We start from the raw sequence: 20,891 nt of genomic DNA on the forward strand, positions 1-20,891 counted from the left end.
ATTTGACCACACCGGAAAATACACCTGTCAGTGGACGGGTAAGTGCATCGGATAGAGATGGCGACACCTTGTCATTCTCTGTAGGTGGCAATCCGGCGCATGGCACAGTTACCTTAAATCCAGCCACCGGCTCTTTTGTTTATACCCCAGGGGCTGGTTACAACGGTAGCGACAGCTTTACCGTGACTGTTAGTGACGGCAACGGTGGGACTACCACCAGCGTTGTGTCTATCGGCGTGACGCCAGTGAATGATGCTCCCGTCGCAAGCAATCTAAATCTCACCACTAATGAAAACACGCCAGTTCCTGGCTCCATTAGCGCTAGTGACCCGGATGGCGATACCTTATCTTTCAGTGTTACCGGTGCTCCAACCAATGGTACCGTGGTGCTCAACGCCGCCACAGGAACCTTCACCTATACGCCAACAACTGGTTACAGCGGCAGCGATAGTTTTGTAGTAACAATCAGTGATGGTAATGGCGGCACAACTACCAGCACAGTAACTATCGGCGTGAATGCAGTTAACAACGCGCCGACTGCTGCAGATGACACTGCAACCACCGACGAAAGTCTCGCGGTGACCATTGCGGTACGCGCGAATGATGTTGATCCTGATGGCGATACTCTGACAGTGACAGGCGTTACTCAAGGGGCTAATGGTTCAGTCGTTATCGATGCGGTTACTGGCAACCCGATTTATACCCCTAATGCCGGTTTCACCGGTACTGATACCTTCACCTACACAATTGAAGATGGTAGAGGCGGAATCGATACCGCCACTGTGACTGTAACTGTTAATGCAGTAGGTCCAGTTAATAACGCTCCGGTTGCAGTGGCAGATGCCATTACTGTTGCAGAAGGCGGTGTTGCTACTACCTTGGTTGGTGGTGCGACCAGTCTCCTTACTAATGATACCGATGCTGATGGTGATCCTCTGACTGCTGTGCTGGTTACAGGTCCGTCGAACGGCACCCTGACGCTCAATCCAAACGGCACCTTCAGTTATATCCACAATGGCAGTGAAACCACCACCGATAGCTTTACCTACAAGGTTAATGACGGCACTGTCGATGGCAACACTGTAACCGTCACTATCAATGTGACACCGGTGAATGATGCTCCGATTTCTGTCGCTGATAGCATTCAGGTTGCAGAAGGTGGGACTGCTACTGTTTTGGTTGGCGGTGCAACCAGTGTATTGGCAAATGATAGTGATGCAGAAGGTGATTTGCTGACTGCTGTTTTGGTAACGGGACCAACCAACGGCACGCTGACCTTGAACGCCAATGGTACTTTCAGCTATGTCCACAATGGCAGTGAAACGACTACTGATAGCTTCACCTACCGTGCTCACGATGGCACTGCAAATGGCAATATTGTCACTGTAACGATTAATGTCACTCCAGTGAATGATGCCCCGGTTGCCAACAACGATACTGCCAGTGTGAATGAAGACGGCTCAGTTGTTGTTGCAGTTCGTGCTAACGATACCGATGCAGAAGGTGATGCACTGACTGTAAACTCGGTAACCCAAGGATCAAACGGTTCAGTCGTCATAGATGCGGTTACCGGTAATCCTATCTACACACCCAATGCCGGTTTCTCCGGTACTGACAGCTTCACCTACACCGTTCGTGATCCTTCCGGCGCTATATCAAATACCGCGACTGTGACGGTCACCGTCAATCCTGTTAACCATGCACCAGTTGCAGCGGCAGAAACAATTACTCTTCTTGAAGGTGGTGTTGCAACTAGCTTGGATGGTGGTGCTACAAGCGTATTAGCAAATGACACAGATGCAGATGGCGATCCATTAACGGCTATTTTGGTTTCCGGCCCAGCTCATGGAACTCTCACCCTTAACGCAAACGGCACCTTCAGTTATACCCATGATGGTAGCGAGACGACTGTTGATAGTTTCACTTATAAAGTGAATGACGGTACGGTGGATGGTAATACCGTGACTGTGAATATCAACATCACGCCAGTGAATGAAAAACCTGTTGCAGTTGATGACTACTACACCACAGATGAAGATACCCCAATCGTCTTCAATCTCTCTGATTGGTTGGTTAATGACTCTGACCCGGATGGCGATACTATTGCGGTATTTAGTGCCGGCTCCGTAGTAAACGGTAGCTTATCTTATGTTGGTGGGCAGCTGACCTTTACACCTGATGCCGAGTTCAGTGGTCAAGCATCGTTCAAGTACAGTATTCATGATGGCCATGGCAATACTGCGACTGCAACTGTTTATATCACCGTCAATCCAGTTAATGACCCTAGTGTATTGGTAGCGGATGTTATCCATGCCAATGAAGACACAGTGGCAAGCGGAAATGTGCTGTCAAATGACTCCGATGTAGATGATGTACTGCAAGTGGTCAGTTTCGTTATCGATGGAAACTCATACAGTGCAGGTGATAGCGTTAATGTGCCGGGAATTGGTGACTTGACCTTACAGGCAAGCGGTTCATTTACCTTTACTCCGGATGCGAACTATAACGGCCCAGTACCACAAATTACCTATACCACTAACACAGGTTATAGCAGTACGCTCGATATCACGTTTGATCCAGTGAATGATGCTCCAGTGGCGAATGATGATTTCATGACGACCACTCAAAATGTCGCTTTGGAAATCAAACTTAGTGATTTAACAGCAAATGATACCGATGTCGATGGGGATACTTTAACCGTATTTGCTGCAGGTGCAGTAAGCAATGGATCGCTAGCCTACATCGGTGGAAAGCTTCATTTTATTCCTGCGGCTAATTACACCGGTCCGGCGTCGTTTAGTTATTCGATTAGCGATGGTCATGGCGGAACGGCGACAGCAACTGTCCACGTCACTGTTACTGCAGCACCGAATGCTGCACCTGAGACAAACGCAGTAACTGCTACTGGCGATGAAGATACTTTGATTACTATTACCCTGTCGGGTAGTGACAGCGACGGCACCGTTGCCGGTTACGTCATCAAATCTCTACCTGCCGATGGTGTGCTTTACAGTGATTCACTGATGACCACTCAAGTGAGTGCAGGCGATTTGGTTGCAGGTCCGGTTTACTTTATGCCGAACGCCAACTGGAGCGGCAACACCAGCTTTAACTACGCGGCACGCGACAATCTTGGATTGGAAGATTCAACCCCGGCAACTGCCAGCATCACAGTTACCCCGGTTAATGATCCTGCACAGATTGGCGGCACTCTATCTGGTGATGTGAAAGAAGATACTCCAGCTCAAACCACGGCGAGCGGTACCTTAACCATTGTTGATCCTGATGCGGGTGAGCAAGCCTTCGTGGTGCAAACCAATGCTCCAGGTACTTACGGCTCTTTCTCTATTACTGCTGCTGGTGCCTGGACTTATAACATCGACAACAGCAAATCTGCAGTGCAGGCCCTGAAAGAGGGCGAGACCAAAACTGAATCATTTACTGTCGCCAGTATCGATGGCACCACTAAAAATGTTGTGATCACAGTTACTGGAACCAACGACGGTCCGGTTGCGGTCGCAGATACGGCAATTGTTAATCAGGATGCTGTGCTGACGCTGACTCCTGCCCAGTTATTGGGTAATGACACAGACATCGATGGCGATACATTAAGTATTGCATCGGTACAGGGCGCAGCAAATGGTTCGGTCAGTATCGTGGGGGGTAATGTTGTATTCACACCCACAGCGGGATATCACGGCCCTGCATCATTTACTTATACAGTCAGTGATGGCCATGGAGGAAGCTCTACGGCAACAGTGAATGTGGATGTACAGAAGGCGAACACTCCTCCTGTTGCAGTTAATGATTCCGCTGCATCGGGTGGTGTGGGAAATCTTGGTTTGGTGTCGGAATATTTTGGTTACAAAGAAAATATTGATGGCCCTAATCTTTCAAGCGTTGAACAAATCTACACATTCATTAATGGACGCGCAGCAGACGCGACTTTTACAGCCAAAACATTCGATTACGGCGCAGCATCTAATTTTGGTAACAATTTAGGTTATGGTACTAATTTCCAATCATGGCTTGGTAGCGATGTTTCTTCGCTAAGTGCAGATCCAGATACAACGTCAGATGCGATTGTGCGTATGCGCGGCTATGTAGATTTGAGCGCGGGAAACTATAACTTCAAAGTAACGGCTGATGATGGATATCAGATTCGTATTGACGGTGTAGTGGTTGCTGAAGTAAACGCCAACCAGACGTTAAATACTAAAACTCATAATCCGTTTACGCTTGCGACCGGTGGCTTGCATTATGTTGAAATTCTTTACTGGGATCAGGGTTCTAACGCGCGCTTAAAAATAGATTTAAGTAATGATGCTGGCGTTACTTATAAATCACTGTCTGATTACGCCACTTATAAGCACACTACGTTTGCTTTGGCTGAGGATACTTCGTTATCAATCCCGGTTTCATCTTTGCTTGCAAATGATACTGATGCTGACGGCGATACGCTGACTGTTACCAGTGTTCAAGGTGCGGTTAATGGCAGCGTTAGCTTGGTAGGTGGCAATGTAATCTTTACCCCGGCGGCGAACTATGCCGGTCCAGCTAGCTTTACCTACACCATTGGTGATGGTAAAGGCGGTACTGCTACTGCAACAGTTAATCTTTCTGTTGCACCAGTCAATGATGCGCCTGTTGCTGTGGCAGACACTGCTCTTGGCAAGGTAAATACTGCGTTATCAATTCCGATTAGCACATTGCTGGCAAATGATACTGACATTGAGGGCGATAAATTATCGTTAGTAAGTGTGCAGGGCGCAGTCAATGGAACTGCAACCATTTCTGGCAACAATATTATATTTACACCAGCGAATAACTTTGAAGGTATTGCAACGTTTACGTACACGATTCGCGATTCGTTTGGTGCGACCAGTACAGCGACTGTTAATGCTACATTTGGTTCTGCAACTGCTCCCTCTGTTGTTGTGGCCAAATCCTTGGTGGCAATTGCTCATGGTACTGGTGGGACGAGTGTTAAATTCCCGATTATTACCAAGTTGGTCGATACCGATGGATCTGAATCACTATCCATTAAAGTTAGCAACGTACCGACGGGATTGAGCTTTAACGCTGGTGTTAACTTGGGGGGTGGTGTATGGCAATTTACCGAGGCTGATTTACCCAATCTCATGTTAAATTTGCCGGGTTCCTACAGCACCAGTGCAACCAACATGACAGTGCAAGTTACTTCGACAGAAATATATGGTGGGTACACGGCGACAACTTCAATAGGGTTAACCTTAAAGGCAGGTTATACCACAGTGGATATCACCACGACTGAATCTGGAAGTTATACGGGAAGTTCTGCTAGCGAATTCATTCAGGGTGGAAATGGTAACAACACAATTAATGCTGCTAATGGTAATAACATTGTTTATGGCGGCGGTGGTGATGACAACATAAGTGCTGGTTCAGGCTCCGATGTCCTCTATGGTGGCGCTGGCAATGATATTATTAATGCCGGTAGCGGTACTGATCGTATTATCGGTGGTTCTGGAAATGACACCATGAGTGGTGGTGACGCTGGTGAAACTTTTGTCGATGTTTTCGTATGGTCTTTAGGTGATCAAGGTGCAATGGGCACTCCGGCTGTCGATACTATTAATAACTTCTCTACAGCAGCTGCGAGTGGTAGCGGTAGTGGTGGAGATGTACTCGACTTACGCGATTTATTGCAGGGCGAATCTACAGGTCCATTGAATGGTGCAGGAAATCTAGCAGATTATTTACATTTTGAAGTTTCCGGCGGTAACACGATTATCCACATTAGCCATACTGGCGGATTTGCGGGTGATGCGCATACTGTTGGCGCTGGCTACACTAGCGGTGCTGAGACACAGCAAATCGTTTTGAGTGGTGTGAATTTGCAAAGCTTGTACAGTGGCGCAACTACTGATCAACAAATTATTACCCAACTATTGAACAACAATAAGTTAATTACAGACTAATATTGTTGTTTAACGAAAAATCCCGCACTTGCTGCGGGATTTTTTCTAGTGTTTTAGTGATCTGTGGAGACAGCATGTATATCAAACGCAATGCCGCTGGGGAATTGATCGCGATAAGTAAGGAGGATAGTGCAGATTTTACGGAAACTCTGGGTGAGGAGGCGCCGGAATTATTAGCATTTTTACAACAGGCGAAGACCGCGCAACAGTTGGCGCTTGAGCAAACTGACCAAACCATGGCGCGGGTGTTGGAAGATGTGGTGAATTTGTTGGTGGAGCAGGGCGTAATTCGCTTCACTGATTTGCCTGACGCGGCACAGCATAAATTGCTAAATCGTCGTGAATTGCGTGGTAAACGTCAGGGGATTGAATTACTTGATGATGGCGATAATTTGCATCTGTAATCAGCACAACTGATCAATAAATTAAACTATGAAAAAACCGGCACTAAGGCCGTTTTTTTCATAACTGCGCTTAGGTAATTTGTGGGCCAGTGAGTCCATCTACACCAATTTTGATAAGTGCTTGCTGCTCTGCTTCACTTATTACGCCCTCTGCAATCATTTCAATACCCAGTGAATGTCCAAGCGTGCACAAGCTTTGTACGAAGGTTTGGCTGCTGGTATTGGAATGAATATCGCGAATAATGGCGCTGTCAATTTTTAAATATCCCAAGCCCATATCTTGTAAGTGACTGAATTGAGTGAATTCCAGTCCCACATGTTCAATGCCAATTTTACATCCGAGCGCACGCAAGCGAATTGCAAATGCGCGCAATTCTTCCAGATGGCGCAATACACAAATCTCCGGAAATTCCAGCCATAAATATTTTGCACTTTGTGGGTTTTCTAACAAAAGGGCTATGACTTGTTCACGGAAATGTGCACTGCACAGCGATGCTGCAGAGAGATTAATAGCAAGTGACCCGGGAGAGCGGCTTAACTGGGTCAAGGCTAATTTGAGTACAGCGATATCAACGTCGGGCATCAAGCCCAAGCGCACCGCCCAGGGCATAAAATATCCGGCAGGTTTTAATTCATCATCCAAATGCAAGCGCACAGCGGTTTCTTCGTGGAGCAAATCGCCGGTCGCGTTGCGCACAGGAAATTTTGCTAAGGTAATCCCTTGTGTTAACAGGCTGGATGTAATTGCGTTACGCCATTCAGTCAAATTATGTTGTACGTAATCCAACTGGTTATCTTCAATAGCAATTACTGCACGGTTACCTTTTAATTCAGCTTGAGCCACACCACCGTCCAGTTTGTGCAATATTTCATTACGCTTGTCATCGCTGTTAAAACTACAGAGTGCGAGTGGCAGTGCAATTTTATCGAAGCTTCCGGCAATAAGCTGGAAGTTGAGTTTCTGCGAAATATCAGCGCTCAAAATATCGATGGGGGTGTCGGTCGGGATAAGCAACGTGAAGTCGCTGCCGTTAAGTCGCCCAGCATAACTGTCGGGATATTTATCTTGTATATCGCTAAATACACCTGCAATTGCTCGCAGTAATTGGTCAACTTGTTGATGTCCCAACTGGCTATTTAACTCATTCAAATTCATAACGCGCGCAAGTACAATTACGCCGCGTTCCTGCGAATCTTCACGAGTGAGGTAAGTGTCGAGTAAATTCAAAAAGTGAGTGCGATTGGCAAGTCCAGTCAGCGTGTCCGTCTGTGATTCGCGTCTAAGTGATTCCAGCTGGCGCGCCTCTTTATCCAGCATTTGTTTAACACCTTGCGAGAGTGTATTCATCGCGCGAACAAGGCGTTGGAACTCTTTGGTTTTGGGCTCTTCGGAAACAATGAAGCGGCGCTGACCAATAGCTTCGGCTTGATCTACCACCAAGTCGAGCGGGCGCGAAATATATTTAAGGATGAAACTACCAATCAAACCGCTGAGCAAGGTTGCTACTATAAACCAATCAAGCAGATCGCGCGTATTTTTCCACAGTGCTTCAACTGCAAAACGCGAGTGACTTTTAACGATCAGTGTTCCCGCCTGTTGCCAGCCATCTTGAATTTGGGCAACCCCTGGTGCTGCATCAATATTCATGTATCGGGTAAACCATTGCGGCACTTGGTTGGACTCGGCTTTAGCATCTTCAAAATTGCGTGCAACTATTGGTTGCTTATTGGCATCCTGAAAAATAATGTATTCGTAATGGCCTGCATCAAATTGCGCCGTAATTAAAAGCTCCAGAGTGACAGGATCTTTATCGGGCATTTGTGAAATAGACAGCGCGAGAGAATTTGCATTATCAATATTTTTAAGGCTCAGCTGTTCCTGCAGATAATTTTTAGCGGTAATCGTGCTGATCACCACATTGCCAGCAAGTACCAGCAGTAGCAGTAGGATTATGCCAATCCACAATTGTTTGATTAATGACATGGTTGTTGCCTTTTAGCTTTTGTTTCTTTTAGTGTTGGATGCGAGCAGAAAGAAAAAGTTTTCATGATCAGAACCCTTCCTCCTTTGCACGAGCGAGCAGATCACGCCAGCGCGATAGCCGTGCGGTTGGATCAGCAGGCGTAGCTTGATTGCCAACCCATAATCCCTCGCTGTTAAAACTGAATATCGGACGCAGATCGGTGCGCATAGTGGCTGGCACAATGGTGTCAACCAAGCTATCCAAAATTAGCGGTATCGCATTGGGTTCGGAGTAGTAGCCCAACACCATGTGTGCCTGAAATATTTTGCTTTGTGAACCACCGATTTGGGCTTTAACGTAAATCAACCGCAACTGTTCATTGGAGAAGCCAAGTTGCAGTAAGCTCAAATATTTTGCGATGGTGTAGTCTTCGCAATCACCTGCACGCACACCCATAGTCTCCAGCGGAGTGGCCCAATAATCGCTCTTTTTCCACACGAGCATATCAGTGGTGTAATGAATATTTTGATTAAAGAATCGATTGACCTGACGTAGTTTTTCATCGTTATTTTCGGTATTGGCTGTATCGAGCATTCGATTCCAGGCTGCCAGCAATGCCACACCATCACTTCCATAACGAGACTGCATGACCTGTTGCATCTTATGGGAATCCACATTGGCACAGGCAATTAATGAGAGTGCGAGCCCCAACCCAAAGCCAACACCGGCGCGGCTGTAACCATGACCGAATGTCAGGCCATACCTGCTTTTTATCCCGATATATAAACGCTTAAGCCATACCATAAAGGTGGCTTTGCGAAGGGATGGTTGCTGGGGTGAGTTGGGCATGGATACCAAAAGCAGACTGGTTAATGGGAATATCTATATTCCTTCTGAGTATAGTCAGGGTTTTGAAAAATGCGCCCCTAAATTTATAAGAAGACTGTTTAAATTCAATCAGTTAGACACTTTTCGATCAATAAAAACACCATCCGGTAGTTCATCGCTCATTATCCCTATGATGAATAAGCCGTTTGGCTTCGTTGGTAGTAACGCAATATGGCTTCTGATCATGTAATCGTTTGCGCAAAACCTAAGCAAAAATAATTCGGCACTTAAACGTCTATTTACGATTTTGTAGTCATTGCTGCATACGTATTCAGATACTGTTGCGAATCTGAATACGTATGCAGCACTTTGCTTGTTCACGTTTTATCTCATCAAATATCCTTTCCAATAAAATAAATAAAGGAAAGACCGCTATGAAACACAAACTCATCCTCCTCTCATTTTTGCTGATCAGTTCAGCAAGCGCACAAGCAGATTGGTTTCTGCGTGGCACGCACAACAGTTGGGCGGCAACCCAAATGAATGCGGCAGGAACCAACACGATGGAATTAACCAACGTTGTTTTTTCATCAGCAGGAAGCATCAAGTTTGATCGATATGGAAATTGGGCAGAAAGTTACGGCGTTGGTGGACTTAAAGGCAGTAATATTCCCGTCGCAGCAGGAACCTGGAATATTAAATTTTATACTGATACCAAAAATTGGAATATTTCTTCGGTGAGCGCTGCAGCAAATTATCATTTGCGCGGTACTTTTAACGCGTGGGCGGAAGGAACATTATTGACTCGTGTTGGCACCACAGATGTGTATGAAAGTTGTCAGCAATTTGTTGGTGGTGATGCAACAGGCGGTCCGCGTTTTAAAATTGATCCTAACGGCGGTTGGGGCAGTGATGCAGTTCCGGCCGCGGATTACACAGTGACAGCTGGCTGGGTTAAAATTTCTTTTAATGGCACCAGTAAAGCGATTAGCACACAGCAGAATCTTTCTGCTAATTGCGGTGTGAGCACATCAAGTGCTGCTGCTTCCAGTACAGCTCCTTCAAGTTCAAATCCATCAAGTGTCCCGGCATCTTCGTCATCAGTGGCGATCAGTTCATCAAGTGTTGCGTCAACTCTTTTTCATTTGCGTGGGACGCACAATGGTTGGGCTGAGGGTGATTTATTTACTACAGCTGCTGGTACTAACCAACTAGAAATTTGCCGCAATTTTAGTGCTGGCGATGCCAATGGTGGACCACGTTTTAAAGTGGATCCTAATGGAGCTTGGGGTAGTGATGCATTTCCGGCTGCTGACCAAGCGGCCAATGGTTGGACCAAGATTATCATTAATACCAATACTCGTGCATTAGTGAGTGTAACCACTAATTTAAGTGCAAATTGTGGCTTGGCAACCTCAAGTTCGGTAGGTTCATCATCAAGTGGTTCAAGCAGCAGTGTACCTGTAGCTGACGACTTCCGTGCCCGCACGATGTATTTCCTATTCGTTGATCGTTTTGCCAATGGCAGCACTGCTAATGACAATGGCTTAAACGCAGCGGCAACTTCAACAACGAAATCTGCTGGTGCGCAAAGTGAGTGGAAGAAATATTGGGGTGGTGATATCGCCGGTTTGATTTCAAAACTTGATTACTTGCAATCTCTTGGCGTAACGGCAATTTGGGTTACTCCATTAGTTGATAATATTAATACTGGCAACGAAGGCGGTTATCACGGTTATTGGGCGCGCGATTTCTATTCGGTAGATGAGCATCTGGGCGATTGGGCTTTGGTTGATGAACTCGATGCGCAAATGGAAGCTCGCGGTATGAAGTTGGTGTTGGATATTGCACTTAATCATTCCAATCAAGATGACCAATATGAATTTGGTGCTCTTTACAAAGAGGGTGCTTTCATTACCGATTTCGCCGGTGGTAAAGGAACCTGGTATCACGCCAATGGTGCCATCTCTGATTGTAATGATACCAATCCGGCTACTACCTGTAATGGCGAGTGGGATGATCCATGGTCATTCCGTAACAAGAGTTTATTTAATCTGACGGATTTTAATCACGGCACTAATAGTAATTCGCTTGCAGATCAATATTTAATTGATGCAGCGCTTAAGTGGATGGATCACGGTGTAGATGCTTTCCGTATTGATGCGATCAAACATATTGAGCCTTCATTCATTAATCGTTTCAGCGCAGCAGTGCGTGCGAAAAAAGCGGACACTTATATTTTTGGTGAGTGGTACAACGCAGGTGCGGGTGATTCTGTTTCGATGACATTCCTTAATGAGCGTCGTGGATCTGAGTTGCTGGATTTTAAATTGCGCGATGCAATCGAAAATGCAATCGCCGGTAATATCACTATGACTAGTCTCAGTAGTCATATCGGCGCGCGCGCGGGTGCTATGAATGGCTTTGAAGATTTACAAGCAATCTTTCTCGACAATCACGATGCAACGCGTACCAGTGTCTATCTGCAAACCACAGGAACAACTAATCGTGGCGCAGGTAAAGGTATGACGAAAAGTTTTGCGGATGCTCGCCAAAATCTCGGCATGGCGTTGGTGATGACTCTCCCGGGTGTACCTACGATTTATTATGGCACTGAGCAAAACTCTACCTGGTTCACTGCGAATGGTGATGGTCAGGTTGGGCATGATCCATACAATCGTGAACAAATGCCGGCGTTTAGCCAAAATACGGCTGCCTTCACTTTAATTAGTTCCTTGGCAAATCTGCGCAAGAGTAGTGCGGCAATACAGCGTGGTAGCTACGCAGAACGTTGGAGCACTCCAGACGTTTTAGTATTCCAGCGTCAAGAAGGGAGTGATTGCGCGGTTGTAGCAGTGAACCGTGGTTCGGCAACAAGTATCACGGTTCCCAATTTGTGTCTCGTAAATGGAGCCTACAGCAGTCTCGTTGGAACTGACGTAGTCAATATTACTAGTGGCAGCGGTGTATTTAATTTGTCGCAGAATGAGGTGGTTGTACTGCATTGAGTGAATTCGCCCGGTTTCCAAGACTGGTAGGTAAATTAAAGGGATATCCATCGGATATCCCTTTTTCATGTAGGGCATTCATCATTTTATAGATCATTTAGGTAAAAATGATTTCGTGGTAAAAGTGATACTACCAAAGTATTTTTTACATTTGTTTTGGTCAATTTAACAAAAGGATGTCGCCTAAACTATTCCAACAATTATCTGTCGTTTAAATTATCATTCTTTGAAAAAATAAAAATCCTAAAAAAACATACAAAAAATAATATAAAACTGAATTTCATTCAAAGAACGTGATTCATTAGGCAATGTTCTAGCGTGTAAATTGTCCATGGTTTTTGATGACAATTTCGGCCTTATTATTGCACTAGAGATAAATGTCGTTATTTCTTTGCTGATGTGGGCAGCTTATTAGTCAGGGGATCAATAGGGAATTCTGTTGCTACTCGACGATGGTTTGTCTGCAAGAGGAGTAAGTAATAAGGTTTTCGTCATTTGTTGGGATACTCATCTCACATGCATTTAATTCATGTTAATAAGTGTATACAGACTGCGTCAAAATGATTATGTTATGATCGCATAAAGAGCAGTGCGTACGGCCTGAAATGATTTTAGTGCACACTGCAAGGATTTCTATCAATTTCAACATGTGCCTAATGGCGTAAGGAGCGGCTTAAATGATTCAGCTACAACGCAACTACAATGCTGGTAATAACCTGAATGATGGTGAGCCAGGTCAGCCCTATGTTCGCTCTTATGAAGAGTATCTTTCTTTGGCTAGTATCCCTCATTGTGATGGGGTTTCTGCCCGTGTCGTTAATGCATTGCATCTACGTGTAGGTCACACCGATCTATCAATTGAGCAAATTGCATCTGATTTAAATTTAACAAAACGCACGCTGCAACGCCGTTTGCAAAGCCAAAACACAAACTTTGCTCAGTTACGCGATGACCTGCGTTTTCATTATGCAATCAAATATTTGATTAATGAAAATATGAGTGTAGATCTTGTGTCTCGCGCATTGGATTTCTCTGATAGAACCAGTTTTACCAACGCATTTAAACGTTGGACTGGCCTTTCACCAAGCACATTCCGCAAATTGTTTAGAGACTACGTTTAATCTCCAATAGTAGGCACAAGAGGGAGAGGGAGTTCTGCTCAGTGCAAGATGCCTATAGGGATTTTGATAGAGGTATCTGTTGTTTCGGCGATTTCAGGCACAATCGCACAATAATAATTTACAACGCCCTGAATATGCGTTGCCGGATGAATATAGGATATTGCATCCGAAACTCCTGGCTCGTAAAAACCATCTGCAGTTTGAAATAAAGGTACAAACTTGCGCGACTCCAAGGCTGAGCAAAGCTCCGGTGGTGCGCCTTCTTCCGATAAAATTTGCAAATGTTCTCCAATATCCTCTTCTGTGTATATGACACAGGAGAAGTTATTTTTATTGCGAGTGCGCAATGCAAAGCGAGATGGGTTGCTTAAATAATAGTATTCGACCACATCTAAAGATTCGCAGGTTTCTTGAAAGTAACGTGCGAGCTGTGGGTCGGCGAAAAACGGAGTCCCGCTATCTATAGCCTCTGTTTTGAGGCTGCTTGATTGCTCATTAAAATATGCGTGTTGCAGTTGGTGAATTGCTACCTCTAAATCCTGAAGCATATTTTCATCATTTTTCTTGAGATAATAATGAATAGTATTGCTATTGAATGCGCGCACTGCGTCCGCTGGAGTCGCATGGCCGGTGAGTAAAATTTTCTTCATTGATGAGTTTTTAATTTTTTCACAAAACTCAATGCCATTCATGCTGGGCATAGAGTAATCAACTACAAGCACGGATATCTCTTTTATTCTCATTTCATCAAACCGCTTTACATTTTGATGTGTGAGAACTCTCTTAACCCATGCATCTGAATCACCTTGAGGTTTTGGCTTTTCATCGTTTGCTACGAGGCTTGTCTCGCGCTGGGACTCATTTATATATTGTAATGCAAGTTCGGTATTATCGAATGACTTTACATTGAATTGGTTGGTGAACGCCATGGATAGCGCTTCCAGAAACTCATGGTTGTCATCGACAAACACAATTTGCGTCGGATAAAAATAAAGAGGAATTTTAGATTTCACGCCCTGAATCCTGAAAATATGTAAACCTATAATAGCCCATATTAATGAATACGGGGTATTGAAAGTCAATTAGCAGGGATAGACTCGTTAAAATATGGTTCGTGAGCGCTTAGTACTGACGCGTCAGTTTTCTTTGTCAAGTACAATATTTCTCTTATTTATTGAGTTGGCGCACGCAGAAGGGCGCATAAAGCTACAGAGAGCTTCTCTTTTCCGCGGTATAGGCAGCACGTCTTTCTGCGAGCTCGTCCTTCGTTGCGTCTGTGTTTTCATCTTCCTGGATAATTTGAGTTGCGAAGAAACAAAGAGTAAAATTTGACCCTTTATATGGTTCGCTTCGAACATCAATTCGTGCATTATGTTCATCGACAATACGTTTGATTGCTTGCATTCCAATTCCATTACCAAAATTTTTTACGCTAAAGCCTGGTTCCCATAAATTGGTTAATTGCTTTTCTGTCATGCCCACACCGTTATCGGCAATGGAAAAGTAGACATTACCATCTTCAAGCCAGGATCTTACTTTAACGGTGAGGTCTTCGCCCTGCTGGCGTGCCTCAGCAGCGTTTTTAATTAGGTTAATTAGCAGGATTTTTAAATCCTCTGCGTCCCCTTTAATCTTAGGAATTCCACCTAGCTCGTACTCAATCTTGTCAAACGACGCTTCAAATAAGTAGAGGCAATCCTGAACCAAGGTTTCCAGTGCGCAAGACTGAATGCGGCGCTTGTGATTTCCTCCTAATATGCCGGCCATTGTTGCGATCAGCTTGGAGCCACGTTCTACTTGTGACAAAACTATGTCTCTCTGCTTTTCGCGGTCATAAATGTCATTGGATAGAACTCCATCGATGATAGCGAAAGGAGCTTTAATATCGTGATGGTAATGGCTCATCAAGCTAAGCATTGAGAGTGTCTTTTTTGCCTCTCCCAGCTGGTCATGCATATTGTTAAGGCGGATCAAACGATTTAATACTTGTCCCAGCTCGGATTTTAACCATTCAAATATTTTTAGGTCGTCATAACGATAGTAAGAAACATTGGTAGGGCTTCCTACTAACACTATTCCCAACACTTTATTTTCGTAAAAGACAGGAAAGCATAAAATAGCGTTACATTTTTCCATCTCATGCTGCAGTTCGCTTGGCATTTCATCTGCCATGATCAATTGTGTCTGTTGGGCACAGTATTCTACGAGCTGATTTTTTTCAGCAATCCGCTTCAATGTTAAACCGTTTTGATCGTAATTATTCTCTTCACTTGAATGGTCGTTTTCATGCTGTACCATTAATACTTTGTAGTTATTCAATTTAAGTGTTTTTAATAGAAGGTGATCTAATACCTCTATCATCGTCGAAAAATTAATCGAGTTTCTCAGTTCGTTTTCCGTTTCTATTTTTACTTGATCGAAATCGTATCCATTTTTGACGAGTATTTTCTTTGCATTGGGTAGAATCCATTTTAGTAGTCTTGGATAGCTTTCCAAAATGATTGCAACAAAAAGTAATAATACAAAGATACTACCATTTGAGTCTGTGTGCTCACCCACGACTGACGTCACCACAAAATATAGCCAGACAAAAAATCCTAATAGGATGGCTTTCGATAGGCCGACGCTTAGTGCAAACCTAAAGTCCATCAAGTTGTGTTGGATGGTTGAGTAAAATAGTAAAGCTACAAATACGATATTGGTGATGGAACCAACAAAACGCGATAAGTAGAATTCACTGGGCATCGAATAAAGGCCCAAACCTCCACCAATAAAACTTGCACAGAGCGTTATAAATAACCACTTTAATCTCTGCTTTTCACGATATGGTGATGTTTTATAGGATGTTAGGACAAGGCCTATGGCACCGCCAAAAGACCATACAAAGTTAACCAAGAAAACATAATAAAAAGAGTCAATTGCAGGAAGGTATCCTCCATCAACCTCTTTCAAGGTTGATGGGAAGATAAATGCATTGGCGATGGATAGGCCGACGCTCACGAAAAGGCTAGGAATAACTACAAATTTTTTGAATCGCTGTGAGCGGCTACCTACAAGGCGCCAGGTTAAAAATGCAAAGGTCGCAGGAATAAAAAACATACCCCAGCGTGTTATATGAAACCAAATATTTAGGGCATCTATGTTTTTAACAACAGTGAGTAAATATAGTTCTAAAGACCAGATGCCTAAACTGAAAACTGTAAATGCAAGCGCTTTAGCAGCGGGATTCTCCTTCTTGGAGAAGGCGAGAATCCCGACAGCTATATCAATAATTGCCGTAATTAGGTACTGGATCATCGTGTGTCTCTACCACATTAACTTTGCTTCTAATGAAGTTTCTCGACCACTCGACGTCAGTACAGGCCATAAGTACTGTTTTAAACGACAGGTGTGGATAAGACTTCGATTCAGAAATTTGCTTGCAGCCTAACATTTTATAAAATCGAACATGAGCCGGTCGAACTGCCAGAAGAATACTTGAGGCGCCTCTATTTATTGCTTCCTCTACCATTGTTCCTATCAGTAACATGCGCGCCTCAACTCCACCCTTACGTTGAAAAAATGGCGCGATTACAAATTTGTTCACTTCAATAAAAGTATTTTCATAGCCGATATGAGTTCTAATTTCTTCATCAAAAATTTCCATAACGGGCACTGCATGGCCTTCGCTTGGATTGAATTCACAAATCCGCATTGACCCTATAGCATTATTCCGATGATACGCAAGAAAACAGGTGCTGTTAGGTTTGTCATCGTATTCGTCAATGAATTGTAATGATGAATTTTCTTCAATGTATTGTTCCGCACTATAGCTTTTGTAACGCATAGAATACACCCTGTCTAGCATAGGACCTTTAGCTACGGCAGTGAAATATTCGCTTTGACGGTTTTCTTGGGTTTTAAGGGCGGTGGTGAACATATGAAACCTCAGTAGTTAAGTTTTTTAATGGTGTTTGCGGAGTTAAAGATGAAAAAAATGCGCCAAGATGCTTTAGGCGCCAATTAATTCCATGGCACCTGAGTAGACTTTGGAAATGGCGCCAAAGTCCATTATGCTCAAAAAATATGCGATCTAAAACAACACTTTAAAAGTTCATTCGTAAGTGGTTGAATGATGCGACTAGCTCGGCTATCTATGATTTACTTATTGAGCTTGAAGTGGATGCGCGCCTTAATTACAAAAACGATTGCAAGATTCACATTATTAACAACCTTCTTCTCTAAAGAAGTGGGTTGAGTAAGCGGAGTTGATAGGTAATGACAGATAGGCCAAATGAGCAAAATGATGTAGATAGCACGGCAACGCTTTTTCATGACATAGCAACGCCATTAGTGATTGCCAAAATGAAGGCCGAACTTTTGGCTAAATATTTACCTGATCTAATTAAGGCAATGGTGGATTCCCCAGAGTTACGTCACTTGCTACCGGAAGGCGAGAAGTTCATCGATGCATTGATACACTCGCCTGAAATAATGGTTTCAAATCTGGCGATTGTGCAAAAGAAAATTAATTTATTGTCGACCTCTATGCGGCACCAAACCAATAGTTTCATCAGCACTTCGGTAGATGATCTGGCGGCGCCTGATGCTCGCTCTGGCGTTCAGATAAATGCATCAACCAGAGTATCGGTGATCAAAACTATTCTGTTGGTCGATGATGAGGTGATTCATCGCGATATAGGAGAAAGTCTGTTAGCTCCGCATTACTCCGTAGACTTTGCGAAGAATGGGTTGGAAGCGCTCAGTATGTGCGAACAAAAGCACTATGATTTAATCCTGATGGATTTGCATATGCCGAAAATGAACGGAGAGCAAGCGACGGTAGAGTTGCGAACTCGAGTTAGTAGTGAAACGATTATTTTTGGCCTGACAAGTTTGCCGATAGGTGCAAATCGATCCGGTTTGCTTGCACGCGGGTTTACAGATTTTTTGGAGAAACCGCTAAGCTTGCAGAGTTTGCAAAATTTATTGAGGTCTCACGAGCGGCATGTGTAACCGTAGTCTGTTTAACCTTAATCTAATAATAATCATTTTAAGTAGAGTCGATTGTTCATGGGAATAATAATTAAAAGAAACTTTCCTCCCGGGATTTTTTGTTTTGCTGGTCTCTTGTTGGGCTCATTCCATAGCGCATCACTATGGGCGCAAAACACTAAAGCCCTCGTGATTGAAGAGGTTGTCGTCACTGCGCAAATGCGTGAAGAAAGTATCCAATCAATTCCAATTGCCATTGGCGCTTACGATAAAAAGTTTATCGACCAAGTCGGCGCAAGCTCATTGACTGAAATGGAAACGGCTATTCCCAATATCAATTTTGGTGCGGGTGACAGAAGTTCCCGCGGTGAAATTGCCATCAGGGGGGTGGGGGACTACTCGCGTAATATTGGAACAAACGCGCGCGTAGCTGTGTATATGGATGGGGTATTGACTGGGCGCTCTTCCAGCTTTGATCAAAGTTTGTTGGATGTTGCCCATGTCGAGGTGTTGCGTGGGCCACAGGGTACGCTTTCTGGTACTAATGCGATTGCGGGTGCGATCAATATTATTACCCAAAAACCTGATGATACGCTCAGCGCAGAGTTGCGTTCCAATGTCGGTAATTACGAGTTGAATTCACTCTCCGGCAAAATCAATGTGCCGATCACTCCTGATTTATTTGCCAGTTTATTGGTGGGGTCTACTCGCCAGGATGGCTACATCGATAACGTTACGCTTAATCGCGATTTAAAAGGTGCTGACAGGGATGTAGCCAAGCTGAAATTCCGTTATGTCGGTATTGAAAATCTAGTGTTGGATATCGGGTTTGATTATCTAAAGGATGATGCCAAAGCTACCAATGCGGAAGCTCTTTCTAATGGAGTGCCTTATGAGGTTGCCCACAATGCTGATGAATACGAGCGGCGCGAACTCAAAGGCACAACGATCGAGGCAACCTATGAAACCGCAGATGGTTTTCAATGGACATCTATTACCGGTATTCGTGCAAGTGAGCATGATGAACTGAGTGAAGAGGATTATTCTCCGCTGGATGTGGCAATCAGTTTGTTTGATGAAAAAAATGATCAGTTGAGTCAGGAGTTCAGGCTGGCATCACCTAAAGGTGAGAATAGCGATTATGTTATTGGCCTTTATTTGTTGGATCAGGATATTTCTACCCAAAGAAGTGCTGTAACTGGTTCTATGTTTCGTCCCGCGCCTAACTCGTCTGTGCAAACACCCGCATCAGCAGAAGCGCAATCGGCTTCATTGTACTTACATGGAAATTATTATTTTGCTTCCCAATGGAGCCTGACTGGTGGGATTCGTTTTGTGCATGAGGTGAGGAATATTGATTATTCCAGCGTCGACACCACTGGTTCGTTTATTGATGTCGATCACCTGCGCGATAAAAAAAGCTACAACGAACCGCTACCTAAAGTTGGTATTAATTTTCAACTCGCGCCGGATGTTTTGCTCTACACCAGTGTTGCGCGCGGATACAAAAGCGGCGGTTGGAATGCAGACTTTATTACCACGTTGGAGCATTTTCAGTTTGATCCCGAATATGCGATGAATTATGAGTTGGGCGCAAAGTCGTCATTTTTTGATAAGCGACTTACATTCAATCTCGCGGGTTTCGTAACCAAATATGATGACTTTCAGGTATTTCAATTCGTACCCACTCAAGAATCAGGCACAGTCTTATCGCTTACTAATGCCGGTAAGGTAACTAGTCAGGGGATTGAAGTAGACACTAAGGCGTTGCTGACCGAAAACCTGAGCATGACTTTTAATGCTGCTTACACCCAGGCTCGCTTTGATGATTTCAAAGATGGCGGTGGGTTGGGGGTCGATTATGACGATAATTATTTACCCTACGCACCGAAAAAAGCCTACTTCATCGCGCTGGATTACAGCAGGCCGATATTTAGTCAGTGGGAGTTTTACGGTCACATCGACTATGGCTACACCGGCGACTACTTTTCCAATCCGAATAATTTGCCGCGCAACGCCATTTCATCTCACTACGTTGCCAATGCACGTTTTGGTGTAAATCTGGATGCCCAGTGGGATATTTCACTGTGGGTTAAAAATCTTACTGATGAAACTAATTTGCGGCAGAGTTCGGTTTCGTTCTTGGGGGTAGCACGCGGTTTGTATAATCCACCGCGTACTTACGGTCTGGAAGTGAAGTACCGTTTCGAGTGATCCTGGATTATCGTTTTTAAAATACTGCCAATTCCCTTCATCTTTAAAGCCCGGATTAGCTTGCTAATCCGGGCTTTTCTCTATCTGCCTCATGGCGGTAATTCGTCTGCCTAAAAAATATCCAAAGAAATGCTTGCAATCACTTACTGTGCGGCGCATAGTATATACTGTGTATTGCATAGTATGTGGAGCACAGTATGGCAGAAGAACAGTTAGAGAAGCTCAAGCAGGAGTTGCGGCGGGGGATTTTGGTGTTGGCGGTGTTGGGATCACTGCGGACACCGCATTACGGGTATTCCCTGCGCAAGCAACTGCAGGACGCAGGTTTGGATATAGACGAAGGGACACTTTATCCCTTGGTGCGCCGCTTGGCCGACCAAGGGTTGTTAACCAGTGAATGGCAGCAAGGGGAAGGGCG

At 44.4% G+C, this 20,891-nt stretch carries 12 protein-coding genes; 7 read left to right on the forward strand and 5 right to left on the reverse strand.

From position 1 onward, the window contains the following. Window positions 1–2: 2 nt before the first annotated feature. Both AAGC78_RS20535 and AAGC78_RS20540 read left to right on the forward strand, forming a co-directional pair. Complete coding sequence (locus AAGC78_RS20535; RefSeq protein ID WP_435785979.1) at window positions 3–5,960, forward strand: Ig-like domain-containing protein; 5,958 nt, start codon at window positions 3–5, stop codon at window positions 5,958–5,960. Between the two features lie 74 nt (window positions 5,961–6,034). After that, window positions 6,035–6,364 carry a hypothetical protein gene (locus tag AAGC78_RS20540; RefSeq protein WP_435785980.1) on the forward strand — a complete coding sequence of 110 codons (330 nt, stop codon included), beginning with the start codon at window positions 6,035–6,037 and terminating at the stop codon, window positions 6,362–6,364. A gap of 70 nt (window positions 6,365–6,434) precedes the next feature. Here the strand turns inward: AAGC78_RS20540 and AAGC78_RS20545 are convergent, their stop codons facing one another. Both AAGC78_RS20545 and AAGC78_RS20550 read right to left on the reverse strand, forming a co-directional pair. Further along, entirely contained in the window at window positions 6,435–8,348 is a 1,914-nt protein-coding gene (locus tag AAGC78_RS20545) for a bifunctional diguanylate cyclase/phosphodiesterase (protein ID WP_435785981.1), read from the reverse strand. Window positions 8,349–8,415: 67 nt separating this feature from the next. Then, window positions 8,416–9,177, reverse strand: a complete 762-nt coding sequence (locus AAGC78_RS20550; RefSeq protein WP_435785982.1) for a transglutaminase-like cysteine peptidase — start codon at window positions 9,175–9,177, stop codon at window positions 8,416–8,418. Window positions 9,178–9,590: 413 nt separating this feature from the next. Here AAGC78_RS20550 and AAGC78_RS20555 point away from each other — a divergent pair, with 413 nt between their 5' ends. Both AAGC78_RS20555 and AAGC78_RS20560 read left to right on the forward strand, forming a co-directional pair. Then, window positions 9,591–12,164, forward strand: coding sequence for an alpha-amylase family glycosyl hydrolase (locus AAGC78_RS20555; RefSeq protein ID WP_435785983.1), 2,574 nt, complete (start codon window positions 9,591–9,593; stop codon window positions 12,162–12,164). A 677-nt stretch (window positions 12,165–12,841) separates the two neighbouring features. Beyond that, on the forward strand, window positions 12,842–13,285 hold the full coding sequence (locus AAGC78_RS20560) for a helix-turn-helix domain-containing protein (protein ID WP_435785984.1): 444 nt from the start codon (window positions 12,842–12,844) through the stop codon (window positions 13,283–13,285). A gap of 38 nt (window positions 13,286–13,323) precedes the next feature. Here AAGC78_RS20560 and AAGC78_RS20565 read toward each other — a convergent pair whose 3' ends face one another. The 3 genes from AAGC78_RS20565 to AAGC78_RS20575 all read right to left on the reverse strand — a co-directional run bounded on the left by AAGC78_RS20565 (window position 13,324) and on the right by AAGC78_RS20575 (window position 17,204). Further along, the gene (locus AAGC78_RS20565; protein ID WP_435785985.1) at window positions 13,324–14,298 is read right to left on the reverse strand and encodes a response regulator; all 975 of its coding nucleotides are present in this window, start codon (window positions 14,296–14,298) and stop codon (window positions 13,324–13,326) included. Between the two features lie 193 nt (window positions 14,299–14,491). Next, window positions 14,492–16,582 (reverse strand): ATP-binding protein, encoded by a 2,091-nt coding sequence (locus tag AAGC78_RS20570; protein WP_435785986.1) that lies wholly within the window; start codon window positions 16,580–16,582, stop codon window positions 14,492–14,494. Then, window positions 16,551–17,204, reverse strand: coding sequence for a GNAT family N-acetyltransferase (locus tag AAGC78_RS20575; protein ID WP_435785987.1), 654 nt, complete (start codon window positions 17,202–17,204; stop codon window positions 16,551–16,553). The genes AAGC78_RS20570 and AAGC78_RS20575 overlap by 32 nt, the downstream gene beginning before the upstream one ends. Before the next feature lie 338 nt (window positions 17,205–17,542). On the opposite strand from AAGC78_RS20575, the gene AAGC78_RS20580 reads away from it, so the two are divergent. The 3 genes from AAGC78_RS20580 to AAGC78_RS20590 form a co-directional block, all read left to right on the forward strand. Continuing rightward, window positions 17,543–18,280, forward strand: coding sequence for a response regulator (locus AAGC78_RS20580; RefSeq protein WP_435785988.1), 738 nt, complete (start codon window positions 17,543–17,545; stop codon window positions 18,278–18,280). Window positions 18,281–18,337: 57 nt separating this feature from the next. Continuing rightward, window positions 18,338–20,473: a TonB-dependent receptor gene (locus AAGC78_RS20585; RefSeq protein WP_435785989.1), complete on the forward strand. Its 2,136-nt coding sequence runs from the start codon at window positions 18,338–18,340 to the stop codon at window positions 20,471–20,473. 197 nt (window positions 20,474–20,670) lie between these two features. Then, the coding region (locus AAGC78_RS20590; protein ID WP_435785990.1) for a PadR family transcriptional regulator at window positions 20,671–20,891 on the forward strand (221 nt) is incomplete at its 3' end.

Origin of the sequence: Cellvibrio sp. (assembly GCF_039207905.1) — a bacterium.
GTDB lineage: Bacteria > Pseudomonadota > Gammaproteobacteria > Pseudomonadales > Cellvibrionaceae > Cellvibrio.

What these genes read in the sequence shown, in the direction of transcription:
- AAGC78_RS20575 (WP_435785987.1), bottom strand. Translation starts at nt 17,204, where the DNA reads ATGTTCACCACCGCCCTTAAAACCCAAGAAAACCGTCAAAGCGAATAT.
- AAGC78_RS20540 (WP_435785980.1), top strand. Translation starts at nt 6,035, where the DNA reads ATGTATATCAAACGCAATGCCGCTGGGGAATTGATCGCGATAAGTAAG.
- AAGC78_RS20555 (WP_435785983.1), top strand. Translation starts at nt 9,591, where the DNA reads ATGAAACACAAACTCATCCTCCTCTCATTTTTGCTGATCAGTTCAGCA.
- AAGC78_RS20560 (WP_435785984.1), top strand. Translation starts at nt 12,842, where the DNA reads ATGATTCAGCTACAACGCAACTACAATGCTGGTAATAACCTGAATGAT.
- AAGC78_RS20585 (WP_435785989.1), top strand. Translation starts at nt 18,338, where the DNA reads ATGGGAATAATAATTAAAAGAAACTTTCCTCCCGGGATTTTTTGTTTT.
- AAGC78_RS20570 (WP_435785986.1), bottom strand. Translation starts at nt 16,582, where the DNA reads ATGATCCAGTACCTAATTACGGCAATTATTGATATAGCTGTCGGGATT.
- AAGC78_RS20580 (WP_435785988.1), top strand. Translation starts at nt 17,543, where the DNA reads ATGACAGATAGGCCAAATGAGCAAAATGATGTAGATAGCACGGCAACG.
- AAGC78_RS20550 (WP_435785982.1), bottom strand. Translation starts at nt 9,177, where the DNA reads ATGCCCAACTCACCCCAGCAACCATCCCTTCGCAAAGCCACCTTTATG.
- AAGC78_RS20545 (WP_435785981.1), bottom strand. Translation starts at nt 8,348, where the DNA reads ATGTCATTAATCAAACAATTGTGGATTGGCATAATCCTACTGCTACTG.